Genomic DNA, 13,113 nt, shown 5'->3' with positions numbered 1-13,113 from the left:
AGCTAATCAAGTGGAGCAGAATTGTAAAAACATCGGCGCAATAATGGCATTTCACGAAATCACTTTAGAAACCTCCATACCCAAAATCTTGATGAATATGTAGTAAAATATCTCTTAACCCAGGGTTCGAAATCAAGAATAGAGAACCTCAAAATTGGTCTTTCTGCCAACTAAAATCAATTAATCAACTAAATATATAATTATGACTTGATGCAAATTCAAAATTTACAAGACGACATTCCTAGCAAGCTACCGAAGGGAGTGCGCTAGTTGAAATTAAACTGAAACTAAAGCAAATGCCTATTGCCCACGATTCTTGAAGGGCCTTATGATCAATCGAATATCTCTATTGTAATTGAAGAAATTGTAAGTCCAATTCACAAAGACCACCACTCTATTTCTAAAGCCGACAAGCGACATTAAGTGTACGAACATCCAGATAAGCCAAGCTAAAAAGCCTTGCGTTTTGAATTTCGGGAGGTCGGCTACCGCTTTAGAGCGACCTATAGTAGCCATAGAACCCAGATCGGTGTATTCAAAAGGCTTCATGTCTTGCCCTGTTCTCATTCGGTTAAGATTCTTAGCCAGAAGTTTTCCCTGCTGAATTGCAGGCTGCGCTACTTGCGGATGACCTTTGGGAAAGTTTTCCGTCTCCATATAGGCCAGATCCCCAATGGCGTAGAGCCCCTCCTTTCCCTCAACCTGATTGAATCGATTGACACGAATACGATTTCCACGTACGAGATCATCTCCTGAAATCCCTTCAGGCGGCTTGCATTGCACTCCTGCAGCCCATATCAGGGTTTGCGTCAGCATAGGCTTGCCCGATGTGGTGATCGTCCTTCCATCATATCCCTCTACCTTTGTATTCAGCCAAACCTGGACTCCCAATTCCTCCAGAAAATCCTGGGCTTTCCTAGAAGACACATCAGACATTGGGGGAAGAACTTTACCCATTCCCTCTACCAAATGAATACTCATCCGCCGAAAGTCTAAATCCGGATAGTCTTTTGGAAGCACATGGGCCCTCAGTTCAGCGATAGCTCCCGCCAACTCGACACCGGTAGGACCAGCCCCTACAATCACTACGTTCATCAGGCTTTCCCTCTCCTTCAAATCATCGGTAATCAAAGCTGCTTCGAAGTTCTCCAAAAGCAAGGATCGGATATTCAGCGCTTCAGGCACCGTCTTCATCCCCATACTCTTCGCAGCGATTGTCTCATTTCCAAAGAAATTGGTAACGGTTCCCGTTGCCAATATGAGGTGATCATACCCCAGTGTGCCAAGAGATGTATGGATCTCCTTTTTATCAGAGTCAATTGATTTCACCTCGGCCAAACGGAAGAAAAAATCTCCACGATTCTTGAAAATCTTTCGCAATGGGTATGCTATACTGTCAGGCTCTAGACCTGCAGTTGCTACCTGATACAGCAAAGGCTGGAAAGCATGGTAATTGTGTTTGTCAATCAAGACAATTTGGAATTTCCCCTGCGGTAAGTTTTTAATGAGCTGAAGTCCCCCAAAACCACCTCCAACTATCACAATTCGAGGAGCAGCGGTATCGGAAATATTCATAAATGAACTCATAGCTTAAGGAAATTTTAAAGATTATAAAATACTTTGTATAACCTCATTATCGCATTGATTAATAAGAGAATATCACTCTCATATATTTTATCAATACGATGAAATATCTCATTTAATTGGTAATCACACCCCTTAAGGAACCAAGATCTTTCTCCTCGTCAACATCCGTCAGAGTGGGCAATAAGGTATAACTCAGCTTGAGCTTCTTAGTATCTAAAATGGTATCTAAAAGCACATCAGGTGTAGACCACTTTTTGTCCTTGAAAAGGTGCGAGTAATGTCTGTCCATTCCCAAGAGATAATATCCTCCATCAAAGGCAGGTCCTATTACAACATTATGGTCGCTCAATAATCTGAATGCATCCTCAATAATCTCAGGAGTTAGATCGTAACAGTCTGAACCGATGATCACCACTTTTTCATAGTTCTGAGCAAACGCCTCCCCGAAAGCACGGTCCATTCTCTCCCCCAGGTCATCTCCTTTCTGAAGAAATTTGGGAAACTTGTAATAATCCAGAATATCAAACTCCTCTATTTTATCCGAGTAGAAAACGGCCTTATCGGCGAACGTCTTATCAGCTACTGCATAGGTATGCTCGAGCAATTTGAGGTAAATCTCAAGTGCTTTGTGTTCGCCTACTGTCTTTGCCAGCCTGGTTTTCACCTTACCCAATTCAGGATTCTTTGCAAAAACCATCAACAAGTTATTCTGTACCATACTCTTTATCGTAATTATTTACCCAAACGCCCCATGTGGTGCTGTACGGATGTACTTTTTTAACTTCATTCCCTTCGGAATCCAAAACGGGAAATCCTCGATTCGTCCAATCGAAAATTCCTCCAAAAAGATTGAAAACATTGGTAAACCCGAGTTTTTCAAGCTCGATCCCGATATTTTCACTCCTCTTACCGATGGAGCAGTATACCACTATGGGCGTTGATTTATCTATGCCCTCCAATACCTCGTACTCGGGATTGTCATACCCTATGAACTTCGCTCCTTCCAAATGACTGACTTCATACTCGCTCAACTCTCTGGAATCCAATAGAAGTACATCCTCATTTTTTAGCATCTCTGAAAGCTCCTGAGAAGAGATGGTATCAACCACATTTGTCAACATAGTATTGACCATGGTCTCGAAACCCCATTTGTTCTGGCCTTTCGAAAGCGATATTATAAAAAAGGCCATAAGCATCAGAAGGTACTTGGTTCTCATCATTGTTTGCGCCAAGGTATGAAGATTTCAAAATCAAGAGAAATTGGATTTGAAAAGTTGACCAATCCGAATTATTCGAAAAAACTCGTGAGCGGTCTTATTTAATTGAATTTTCAATTGGATTATCACAGAGCGTGCAATTCTCGTCGCCTTCGTGCTAAACTTGAAAGACCTGCTATATTGTGGACTACATTCTTAACTATTCAAATGGTTTGAAAGCAGAATATCCAAACCTTTTCAATGCACGTTCGACCATCTGAAAACGATTGATTTGCACTAGCCACTAAATATTGAGCGCCATTTCTTTTGTCAGATTTCAGGAATAACAGCATCTTTGGGCATGACCGAAATCCTCGAGGTACTCGAAATCATGAAGGACGCGGAACCCAGGGCGCTCCGCATTGTCGATCAATACCTCCCAAAACCAGAAGATCTGTGGCAACCGGCAGATTTTCTGCCAGATAGCCAGAGTGATAACTTTCAATTTCAAGTAGAAGAGATTCAAGAATTGTCGCAAGCCCTCGATTACGATCTTTTCTCTGTACTTGTTGGAGATACCGTTACTGAAGAAGCTCTCCCTACCTATCAATCATGGTTGATGCAGACAGAGGGTTTTGACCAGCAGAACTCCAACTCATGGGCCCAATGGCTGCGTGGTTGGACTGCAGAAGAAAACAGACACGGTGATTTGCTGAACACGTATTTATACCTTTCCGGAAGGGTAGACATGAGGGAATTTCAACTGACCATTAATTATCTTTTGCAGGATGGTTTTTTCGTCGGAATGGAACATAGTCCGTATAAGAGTTTCGTTTACACCTCCTTCCAAGAGCTGGCGACAAATATTACACACAGGAGGGTTGCTACTGCTTGTAAAAAGCAGGGAAATGCACATTTAGCAAAGATTTGTGGAGCCATCGCATCAGACGAAATGCGTCATGCCAATGCATACATGGATTTTATCAGTTTGCTTTTTGAATATGACCCTTCTGAAGTAATGCGTGCCTTTGGTGCGATGATGAAACATGGCATACTTATGCCGGGACATATGATGCGAGAGTCAGGCGCGCCGCAAGGTGAGCTTTTTGAACACTTCTCAAATGCAGCAACCAGATTAGAAATATATACGGGCCAAGACTATGTATATTTACTACAGAAGCTTCTTGACCGCTGGGATATAGAAAACCGCAGAGGATTGGACGATAATGCTGAGCGGGTGAGAGACTACTTATTAAAACTACCAAAAAGGCTGGATGCGGTGATTCGACGGTCGAAAATACCTACGGAAAGGCATCAGTTTAAGTGGCTCCGCTAATCATGAAAAAGAAAGCTTCTCCTACCGAAGAAAACTACCTTAAAGCCCTTTTCTCATTGGCAAATGAGAAAAATGAAGTGAGTGTTTCGGATCTCAGTCAAGCTTTGAATGTGAGTAATCCTACCACCAATAGTATGGTAAAGAGACTCAGTGAAAAAGAGTGGGTAGATTACAAGAAGTACCGCCCTATCAGAATTACCGCAAAAGGAATGGAGTTGGCCGCATCCATCATCAGAAAGCACCGGCTTACAGAAATGTATCTCGTTGAGAAAATGGGGTTCGGATGGGAAGAAGTACATGAAATAGCCGAACAAATTGAACACATTCATTCGCCCACCTTTTTCAATCGAATGGATGAGATTCTTGGCTCTCCCATAACAGATCCCCATGGCTCGCCTATACCAGACAAGAATGGAAAAATCCATCAACATAACTACAGCCCGCTTTCTTCAATGAAAGCAGGACAGAGAGTTGTAATCAAAGGATTAAATGACAGCTCCAAAGAGTTTTTGGAGTACCTAAATAGCAAGGGAATAGAGCTAGGCAGTCTTTTGGAGATTTTCAAGGTGGAACCCTTTGACAAAACCATGGAAATAGGCCATTCCGAAAACAAGACGCTAGTCCTTAGCCCAGAGGCTACAAAAAGGCTTTTGGTTAGTCCTCTACCTTGAATTGAGCGGTATTAATTCTAATAAATCCGCTTTCAGCTAGTTACTATCTTCGTTGAATTCATAAGTAAGATTTATGAACCAGGCTAGCATCACATAAGATAAAATGATGGAACAGTGAATTAATATTAGATTTTAATAAAGTTTATTGACTTTCATTTATATTCGTCATCTACGGAAAAAATAAAAACAGATGGGTTTTGAAAGAGAAATGGTCTTTATCGATTTATTGAAAAACTTCAAGATTAGTCTAGAAGAAAACGGAGAACGAGACACTGCGATGCAGCTTCCTCTTGTAGGCGAAATAAAAGACTACCGAGGAGAGACCTTTGAAGACAAGCATATTCAACTCTTTAGCATAGTGGCGCACTTGCTAAACATGGTAGAAGTGAAAGCTAGCGTAGAAGACCGCCGCCAAAAGGAGAACCCCGATATGAGAAAAGTGGAGGGGCTATTCGCCAAAAACATTCAAATTCTTCTGGAGAATGGCTTTAGCAAATCCGAAATTCTTGATACTCTTCCTTCGCTTCGTATTGAGCCTGTGCTTACTGCTCACCCCACTGAAGCTAAACGTGCAACCGTTCTAGAGCACCATAGGTCTGTATTCTTGAGCTTTAAAGCTTTGCTGAGCTCTCAGCTCTCGGCTAGTGAAAAAAAGAGTGCTGAAGCGAGATTGCGTCGCAATCTATATAAGCTATGGCACACAGGAGAAATTTTTATTGAAAAGCCCGATGTACCCTCTGAACGAAGAAATGTACTTCACTATTTTTCAGAAGTTTTCCCTGAAGTTGTGCCTGTATTGGATAGAAGATTGAAGTACGCTCTCGAAGCCAATGGGTTCGACTCAAAAGACTTGAAAAAGGAAAATGCTTTTCCCAGGTACCGTTTCGGCGATTGGGTAGGTGGAGATCGAGATGGCCATCCATTTGTAACGGCAGAAATCACCCAAGAAACACTCATGATGTTTCGTCTTTATGCGTTTGTGGTAATTCGTAGAAGCCTCCTAAACCTCATTAAATCACTCAGCTTTCAGCTTCATATGAACAAAGCACCTGATGTCCTTCAGGTTCGAGTGAAGGAGATGAAGGAAGAATTGGGTGGCAAAGCTGATTCAATACTTTCTCGCAACAAAGGAGAAGCCTTTCGTCAATTTCTAGGCTTAGTTCTGAGCAAAGTCCCGCTTAATATTGAGAGAGGGCACTCTACTACCCTTCGAAAGGACCATACAGATTATCGACTAAGGCGAGAGCTAATTGAAGATTTACGAATCCTTCAAAAATCTCTACTGGCCTACGGTGCAAAAACTGTCGCTCAGGAAGAAATTCACGATGTGCTTCGCTTGGTTGAGACCTTTGGGTTTCACCTCGCTGAACTGGACATTCGTCAGAATTCAGTATTTCACGAAAAAGCAATTGCTCAATTGATTAATACAGCTGATCTGGACGGAGATCATTATGTAAGCTGTGAATTTAAAGCGAGAACAGAATTCATTCAAAACGAACTTGAAACTCTGAGGCCCTTCACAGGAGGTAATGATCTTGAAGGTGAACAAGCAAAAGCCGTAGTTGAAGTCTATAAAGTGCTAGAAGGCTTTATGGAGAATTATGGAAGCAGAGGCTTAGGTTCTCTTATCGTTAGCATGACAAGGCATGTTTCTGACTTGCTCGCTGTATACATATTAGCAAGAGAAGCAGGGCTACTTGTTAAAGAACAAGAGGGTGTGGTTTGCAAACTACCTGTGGTTCCTCTATTTGAAACAATTGATGACTTAGTGGCAGGCCCTCAGATTCTCGATGAGTTTCTCTCCCACTCCATCACTAAAAATACCCTCGCCTACCAAAAGAGATTACGTGACGATGACTACTTAGTGCAACAGGTGATGGTAGGCTACAGCGACAGCAATAAGGACGGCGGGATTCTGGCGAGCCAATGGGGATTGCATCGCGGGCAGCAAGAACTTGCCGAGATTGGCGAAAAACATGGTGTGACCATTCGATTCTTTCACGGTAAAGGGGGCTCTATAAGTCGCGGCGGTGGACCTACAAAGGATTTTATCAATGCTCTGCCACCAAACAGCCTGAAAGGTGATATCCGCTTGACTGAACAAGGGGAAACCATAGAACAAAAATATGCCAACCGAGTGAACGCCGTCTACAATTTGGAATTGCTCATGGCAGGCACCTTGGCAAAGACAGTTCTTTCCTCCAAATCAAAAAATGAGAAACACTACTTATTTGACACGCTTGAATGGATGGCGAAGAAAAGCAGATCGGTGTATGAAGAACTGATTCTTAGCAAGGATTTCATGCTATTTTACCGCAGCGCCACTCCCATAGATGCTATAGAAGCAGGCCGAATAGGTTCCAGACCCGCCAGAAGAACGGGGGCCAATTCACTGAGCGATCTGCGCGCTATACCTTGGGTATTCTCTTGGGCACAGTCAAGATTTAATATGACCTCGTGGTATGGGTTAGGCTCAACATTGGAGAGCCTAAGAAAAGAAAGAGGTGCAGAATATGCAGAAATAAAAAAAGCTGCGAGTAAAGATCCATTCGTTTCATACCTCTTTAGCATCTCGGCAACAGGAGTATCCTTCAGCGATCCTATCATGATGAAAGAATACTCTTCGCTCGTAGAAAATGATGAAATCAGAAATCGCTTTCATTCTATGTTCGAAGCAGAACGAAATAAAACAGTAAAGGAATTTGCGGCAATTTTTGAAGTAGATGAAGATGATGAGCTCTTTAAGCTCGACTCTATCCGAGAACAGTTACTAATTCCGCTGCAGCGAAAACAGATTGGACTTTTAAAAACTTGGCGGGAGCAAAAAGAGTATGGTTATGGAGAAAAAGAAGAGGAATTATTGCTCTCACTCTTGCTTAGCATTAATGCTATTTCGGGGGTGATGGGATATACGGGATAGCAAAAGCTCTAATCTGTCTATTTTAATTTTTTGAAAAATGATACTGGCATTGAAATAAAAATAATCCGCTAGGCAAGCACATCCTTAAAATTCATCACATTCAAATTTTTATACCTTACACGTAAGATATTCAGATAAAAGTTAGTCATTCATGACAGAATCATATGAGATATCAAAAACAGTCTGGATTGTAGATGATGATCCGATATCACGATTATTGATTAAGAAGACTCTGGAACGCACAAATCTATTCGGTTCTTACAGAGAATTTCACGATGGATCAGACTTCATCTTGGAACTTACAGAACAGGAGAATATAGGGTTCGAAGAACCTGATTTGATTTTATTAGATATCAATATGCCTCAAAAAGATGGATGGGAAGTATTGGACTTCATTAATAGCAAGAGCATTTCATTCAACAAAAGTCACATGGTATTATTGAGCTCGAGTATTAACCCTAAGGATAAAACAAGGGCCTTTTCATACGCCTCTATCAAAGCTTATCTACAGAAACCTTTATCAAAAGAAGATATTGAAAACCTTAACCTTTAGGCAACTCAATACGTAACATTAAAATCAGAACATGTCATACCGGGTGTAAACATGAAAAAAAGCTTAATCATCTTCCTGTTGCTGATTGTAGGCTTGGCCAATGGACAAGTGTATAAGAGGCATTACAAGATCACATCAGACAAAAAAGATGTAGGATACCTCACTGCCACCAAAAGACATGATGGCAACGTGACTAAGTTTGAAATTTCTTCGGACGTCACTATTCGCGTTTTATTTAAGGTACAAATGACCAATAAGATTCTGGCTGTTTTTGAAGACGGAGTGCTTCAATACTCAACGGCTATACTTTATGTGAATGGAAGCATCTATTCTGACACCAGGATTAAAAAAGGAAATGGATTCTACACTATCGAAAAGGATGGCCGCGAGAGTAAAATCTACGCCGGTGAAATCAGGTCGAGCTCAGCCAAGCTCTATTTTCATGAACCTATTGGCGAGGAAATAAGTCTTTCGGAAACAGAAGGAGAAATAAAGGAGCTAGACATTCAAGGTGTTCAAAAGTATGCTCTCTCTGAAAATGGAAGCGAAAGAAGTGTAAGCACTTACATTTACTCACCTAACGAAGGACTTAATCAGATTGAGGTAATCAGACCCTTCGTACCCGAACTGTACATCTATCGCGTCAGAGACCAGTCAGGGATCCGTATGGATTGATCGCTGCATCACCTATTTAGTTGATCCAAATTAATTTGCAGATTTACGCTCCACTTCTTGAAGCTTCATCTGCTCTCGCTGAAGTCTCTCAATAGCTTCGGCGTCATCAGGATTCTCTGTCCATTCTTTATAAGCTTCCATGTATTCGGGATTATCCCCAAAATGGTGTTCCAGCAAAGCATCGTTTGAAATCAGGTAGGCTAATGCCCCCACAAAGAAAGCAACAGCGCAGCGTATCAACAGGCCCTTAAACAAATCTTCAGCCGTTTTCTTAAATCGGAAGGCATTGACTGCCATGAGCACAACGGTAGAAAACAACCCAACAGTCAGCAATGTATCGCCCATTGGCCAAAGCTGTATTTTGAAGAGAAGGCCCACCAAAAGAGTAGAAAGTCCGATTCCGGTAACAAAAGCCATAAAGAGCACAGACTTTGATTTAGTTCCTGAAAAAAGAGTTTTCAGAGAGTTTCCCGTCACCATTAGCGGGAAAAACGGGTAATAATAAACGGCCAAACCTGTTATGGAAAGCACGGACAGCACCCCGTTAAAAGGAAGCTTAAGATAGTTCATCGTCATGGCTATAACGACCAAGGATGTTAGAATGATTTCAGCTCTTTTCATCGATCTATATTCGCCACAAAACTAAAAATCAAAACTTGTATTCTACCGCTAGTTCTAGAAAGTAATAATTGGACGCCAACTGAATTCAGATAATATGTCGCCTTACCGCGTATTATTTGCTATGCCTTATTCATACATTCGCCACCATGAAAGAAATACTTTATATACTGTCCGCTGTAGCTATGATCTCATGTACTCAGTACGATTCGAAACAACAAACAACAGATAATCCATCAACTGTTGTTGAACTAAGTGCAACTCAAAGAATCGAAGCCGCTCATTCCAAAACGGCTTTTCTCTCAAATGAGATTGTTCAATTTGATATCGTCTTAGAGTTTGGTGGAACGGAGCGACTTAACGGAAGCATGATCCTAGCTACCAATTCTTCAAAAGGAAAAATAGTTTATAAAGATGGTCGTGAATTGTATTACGACGAAGACCTGGTCTATGCAGACACGAGCTTTAACAATCACGGTTCTGCACGATTTGCTGCTTACACCTGGTCCTACTTCTTCTTGTTTCCATACAAACTAAGTGATCCCGGTACCAATTGGTCTGATGAAGAACAAACTACCCTAAATGGCGAAACCTACAACTCCCAAAAGCTTACATTCGGAGAAGGCGTAGGCGATGCTCCCGACGATTGGTACATCACTTATTCAGATACTGAAACGCACCTTATGGAAGTGGCCGCTTACATCGTAACCGCAGGAGGTTCCACTATAGAAGAAGCCGAGGAAGATCCGCATGCGATTTCGTATCATGACTACAAGGATGTGGATGGTGTTGCCTTGGCTCACTCTTGGAAATTTTGGGAATGGAGGAAAGACTCCGGACTAACAAGACAGTTAGGTAAAGCCCGGCTAAGCGGATTAAAATTTATGACGGAAGATGAGTTTGATTTCTCGGCACTTGAGGGAATGGTAAAAATCAAGTAGATCAAAAACGTTGATCCCAGACTATTTCTTTCTTTTAAAAGACCACGTAACAAAAAACTTGGCCACCTCCTCTCCGTCGGGATTGGTGCCTGCAGAGATCATAGTAAGTTTATCGGAACTGCCTATTTCGAGGGAGTCGACCAAGGCATTTAATTCCAATCCCTGATTGCAAGTAAAGGTGATTTTTTGGTTGGCCTTTTTATAATACTCGGCACGAAAATCAACGACCAACATACTGTACCTTCCCTTTCCTGCCTGACTCAATTGACAAAGCGCACCCGTCGAGAGTTCAGCCGCGCCAGCCATAGCTGCAAAGTAGATGGACCTAAACGGATTTTGAGTGCGCCATTTAAATGGAATCGTAACCTCGCATTTTTCGAGACTTAGTGATTTTATGCGTAAGCTCCAGAACAATGCCGAAGGAAGCTTAAGTCCCAAACCCAATTTGAAGAGGAAAGGATTGGAAGCCTTACGAATGTAGTCTTTAGCTTCTTTGTTGAGTATTGGCACGGTTACCTCAGGTTCCATAGGTGAATTCAAAATATAAACTAAAAGTAACCTATTCCATCATTTTTTCATTTGATTAAGAAATCAGAGAGCTCCTGTCTTGATTTCTTCTACCACGTCCGGATCGAGCAGCGTGGAGGTATCGCCCAAATTACTCGTGTCTCCTTCAGCTACTTTTCGTAGAATTCGCCTCATGATTTTTCCGCTTCGGGTTTTTGGCAGACCGCTCACAAATTGGATTTTGTCCGGTTTGGCAATCTTCCCAATCTGAGCAACCACCGTTTCTATAATCTCAGCACGCAGCTTATCCGGGTTTTCGGGCTTCTCTTTGGTGATGACATAGGCATAAATACCCTGCCCTTTGATATCGTGAGGATAACCTACCACCGCGCTTTCAGCCACCAAATGATCGTTGGCATTAATCGCGTTTTCGATTTCGGCTGTTCCGAATCGATGGCCTGATACATTGATCACATCGTCTACTCTTCCAATGATTCGATACATACCATTTTCTTCTCTACGCGCTCCATCGCCAGTGAAGTAGTATCCCTTGTAATGTGAGAAGTAAGTGTTCTTGCAGCGCTCGTGATCACCGTAGGTCGTTCTTAGCATGCTTGGCCAAGGGAATTTTACCGCTAAGTAACCTTCTTCTCCATTGCCTTCAATCTCATTCCCTTCTTGATCGAGCAGGACCGGCTGAATTCCGGGTAAGGGGTACCCCGCATAAGTCGGTTTCATCGGACTGTGATTTCCCAATCCCGAAATCATAATCCCCCCTGTCTCGGTTTGCCACCAAGTATCTACAACAGGACATTTTTCTTTTCCTACGTGAATGTGGTACCATTCCCATGCCTCTTGATTGATGGGCTCTCCCACCGTTCCAAGTACTTTCAAAGTATACAGGCCATAACTTAATACGTGATCCTCTCCATGGGCCATCAAAGCGCGAATCGCGGTGGGTGCGGTGTAGAATTGATTGACTCCATGCTTGTCGCATACTTGCCAAAAACGACCAGGCCCCGGATAAGTAGGTACACCTTCAAACATAACCGTAGTCGTTCCATTGAGAAGCGGTCCGTAGATAATGTAAGTGTGACCGGTAATCCAACCCACATCGGCCGTACACCAGTACACATCACTCTCTTCAGGTTGAAACACATTGGCAAAACTATAACCCGCATATACCATGTATCCACCACAAGTATGAACCACTCCCTTGGGTTTCCCGGTACTTCCCGAAGTGTAAAGAATGAATAGCATATCCTCCGAATCCATTGGTTCTGCGGGACAGTCGGCATCAACTTTTTCCAATTCTTCATGAAGCCAAAAGTCTCTCCCTTCTTCCATTTTCACAGACCATTGAGTTCTTTCGACTACCAAAACAGACTCCACACACGAACATTCCTTCAGTGCTTCATTCACCACCAGTTTAACGGGAATCTCCTTTGTACCGCGGTAAAGTCCGTCAGCGGTGATTACCATTTTGCATTCTGAATCGTTGATTCGATCGGCTAGGGCATTGGCCGAAAAGCCCGCGAAAACGACCGAATGAACAGCTCCAATCCTGGCGCAAGCCAAAACAGCGATTGTCAATTCAGGGATCATCGGCATGTAGAGCGCAATACGATCTCCTTTTTGAATTCCCTTTGCTTTTAGGACGTTGGCAAACTTGCAGACTTTCTCATGAAGCTCCCGGTACGTATATCTGATGAATCGCTCTTTGGGATCATTTGGCTCCCAAATAAGCGCCAGTTTATTTCCTCTTTTTTCTAAATGGCGATCCAGACAATTTTCAGTAATGTTGAGCTGACCATTTAAAAACCACTTAACCGAGGGAGTTTCAAACTCCCAGTCGAGTGTTTTATCCCATTTTTTTATCCAAGAATATTGATCGGCTATTCCGTTCCAAAATTCTTCAGGTTGTTCGACACTTTTGGCATACGTGGCTTTGTAATCATCAAAACTCTTTACTTGGAAATCCATCATAATATTTTAATCTATCACATTGTTGGTGATGGTGAAAACAGGCAATTTAAAAAAGAATCAGAAATGTGGGGCTCTAAAAAAAAGGAATATAAATGAGATGAAGTGAAGTTAAAAGAAACATTC

General features: G+C 42.2%; 12 protein-coding genes. 6 read left to right on the top strand and 6 right to left on the bottom strand.

The genetic code is table 11. The features are described from left to right. Positions 1-300 precede the first annotated feature (300 nt). From O3Q51_14160 to O3Q51_14150, 3 genes are all read right to left on the bottom strand, one after another. Positions 301-1,587, bottom strand: a complete 1,287-nt coding sequence (locus tag O3Q51_14160; GenBank protein ID MCZ4409961.1) for an NAD(P)/FAD-dependent oxidoreductase — start codon at positions 1,585-1,587, stop codon at positions 301-303. 112 nt (positions 1,588-1,699) lie between these two features. Beyond that, positions 1,700-2,305, bottom strand: a complete 606-nt coding sequence (locus O3Q51_14155) for a TIGR04282 family arsenosugar biosynthesis glycosyltransferase (GenBank protein ID MCZ4409960.1) — start codon at positions 2,303-2,305, stop codon at positions 1,700-1,702. Beyond that, positions 2,292-2,804, bottom strand: a complete 513-nt coding sequence (locus O3Q51_14150; protein MCZ4409959.1) for a rhodanese-like domain-containing protein — start codon at positions 2,802-2,804, stop codon at positions 2,292-2,294. The genes O3Q51_14155 and O3Q51_14150 overlap by 14 nt, the downstream gene beginning before the upstream one ends. Before the next feature lie 340 nt (positions 2,805-3,144). Here O3Q51_14150 and O3Q51_14145 point away from each other — a divergent pair, with 340 nt between their 5' ends. The 5 genes from O3Q51_14145 to O3Q51_14125 all read left to right on the top strand — a co-directional run bounded on the left by O3Q51_14145 (position 3,145) and on the right by O3Q51_14125 (position 8,938). After that, positions 3,145-4,119 (top strand): acyl-ACP desaturase, encoded by a 975-nt coding sequence (locus tag O3Q51_14145; protein MCZ4409958.1) that lies wholly within the window; start codon positions 3,145-3,147, stop codon positions 4,117-4,119. Between the two features lie 2 nt (positions 4,120-4,121). Further along, a complete protein-coding gene (locus O3Q51_14140; protein MCZ4409957.1) occupies positions 4,122-4,790 on the top strand; it encodes a metal-dependent transcriptional regulator in 669 nt (222 codons plus the stop codon). A gap of 190 nt (positions 4,791-4,980) precedes the next feature. Further along, complete coding sequence (locus O3Q51_14135; GenBank protein ID MCZ4409956.1) at positions 4,981-7,710, top strand: phosphoenolpyruvate carboxylase; 2,730 nt, start codon at positions 4,981-4,983, stop codon at positions 7,708-7,710. Between the two features lie 151 nt (positions 7,711-7,861). Further along, positions 7,862-8,263: a response regulator gene (locus tag O3Q51_14130; protein ID MCZ4409955.1), complete on the top strand. Its 402-nt coding sequence runs from the start codon at positions 7,862-7,864 to the stop codon at positions 8,261-8,263. Positions 8,264-8,314: 51 nt separating this feature from the next. Beyond that, positions 8,315-8,938 carry a hypothetical protein gene (locus O3Q51_14125; protein MCZ4409954.1) on the top strand — a complete coding sequence of 208 codons (624 nt, stop codon included), beginning with the start codon at positions 8,315-8,317 and terminating at the stop codon, positions 8,936-8,938. A 30-nt stretch (positions 8,939-8,968) separates the two neighbouring features. Here O3Q51_14125 and O3Q51_14120 read toward each other — a convergent pair whose 3' ends face one another. Further along, on the bottom strand, positions 8,969-9,559 hold the full coding sequence (locus O3Q51_14120) for a hypothetical protein (GenBank protein ID MCZ4409953.1): 591 nt from the start codon (positions 9,557-9,559) through the stop codon (positions 8,969-8,971). Between the two features lie 146 nt (positions 9,560-9,705). On the opposite strand from O3Q51_14120, the gene O3Q51_14115 reads away from it, so the two are divergent. Further along, positions 9,706-10,497, top strand: a complete 792-nt coding sequence (locus tag O3Q51_14115; GenBank protein ID MCZ4409952.1) for a DUF6503 family protein — start codon at positions 9,706-9,708, stop codon at positions 10,495-10,497. A gap of 21 nt (positions 10,498-10,518) precedes the next feature. Here the strand turns inward: O3Q51_14115 and O3Q51_14110 are convergent, their stop codons facing one another. After that, the gene (locus O3Q51_14110) at positions 10,519-11,025 is read right to left on the bottom strand and encodes a DUF4442 domain-containing protein (GenBank protein MCZ4409951.1); all 507 of its coding nucleotides are present in this window, start codon (positions 11,023-11,025) and stop codon (positions 10,519-10,521) included. Positions 11,026-11,088: 63 nt separating this feature from the next. Continuing rightward, positions 11,089-12,990, bottom strand: a complete 1,902-nt coding sequence (gene acs / locus O3Q51_14105) for an acetate--CoA ligase (GenBank protein MCZ4409950.1) — start codon at positions 12,988-12,990, stop codon at positions 11,089-11,091. Positions 12,991-13,113 lie beyond the last annotated feature (123 nt).

This window comes from Cryomorphaceae bacterium 1068 (assembly GCA_027214385.1).
Taxonomy (GTDB): Bacteria; Bacteroidota; Bacteroidia; order Flavobacteriales_D; family Cryomorphaceae; genus JAKVAV01.
This window is presented reverse-complemented; position numbering and strand designations above follow the sequence as displayed.

What these genes read in the sequence shown, in the direction of transcription:
- O3Q51_14160 (MCZ4409961.1), bottom strand. Translation starts at nt 1,587, where the DNA reads ATGAGTTCATTTATGAATATTTCCGATACCGCTGCTCCTCGAATTGTG.
- O3Q51_14155 (MCZ4409960.1), bottom strand. Translation starts at nt 2,305, where the DNA reads ATGGTACAGAATAACTTGTTGATGGTTTTTGCAAAGAATCCTGAATTG.
- O3Q51_14150 (MCZ4409959.1), bottom strand. Translation starts at nt 2,804, where the DNA reads ATGAGAACCAAGTACCTTCTGATGCTTATGGCCTTTTTTATAATATCG.
- O3Q51_14145 (MCZ4409958.1), top strand. Translation starts at nt 3,145, where the DNA reads ATGACCGAAATCCTCGAGGTACTCGAAATCATGAAGGACGCGGAACCC.
- O3Q51_14140 (MCZ4409957.1), top strand. Translation starts at nt 4,122, where the DNA reads ATGAAAAAGAAAGCTTCTCCTACCGAAGAAAACTACCTTAAAGCCCTT.
- O3Q51_14135 (MCZ4409956.1), top strand. Translation starts at nt 4,981, where the DNA reads ATGGGTTTTGAAAGAGAAATGGTCTTTATCGATTTATTGAAAAACTTC.
- O3Q51_14130 (MCZ4409955.1), top strand. Translation starts at nt 7,862, where the DNA reads ATGACAGAATCATATGAGATATCAAAAACAGTCTGGATTGTAGATGAT.
- O3Q51_14125 (MCZ4409954.1), top strand. Translation starts at nt 8,315, where the DNA reads ATGAAAAAAAGCTTAATCATCTTCCTGTTGCTGATTGTAGGCTTGGCC.
- O3Q51_14120 (MCZ4409953.1), bottom strand. Translation starts at nt 9,559, where the DNA reads ATGAAAAGAGCTGAAATCATTCTAACATCCTTGGTCGTTATAGCCATG.
- O3Q51_14115 (MCZ4409952.1), top strand. Translation starts at nt 9,706, where the DNA reads ATGAAAGAAATACTTTATATACTGTCCGCTGTAGCTATGATCTCATGT.
- O3Q51_14110 (MCZ4409951.1), bottom strand. Translation starts at nt 11,025, where the DNA reads ATGGAACCTGAGGTAACCGTGCCAATACTCAACAAAGAAGCTAAAGAC.
- acs (MCZ4409950.1), bottom strand. Translation starts at nt 12,990, where the DNA reads ATGATGGATTTCCAAGTAAAGAGTTTTGATGATTACAAAGCCACGTAT.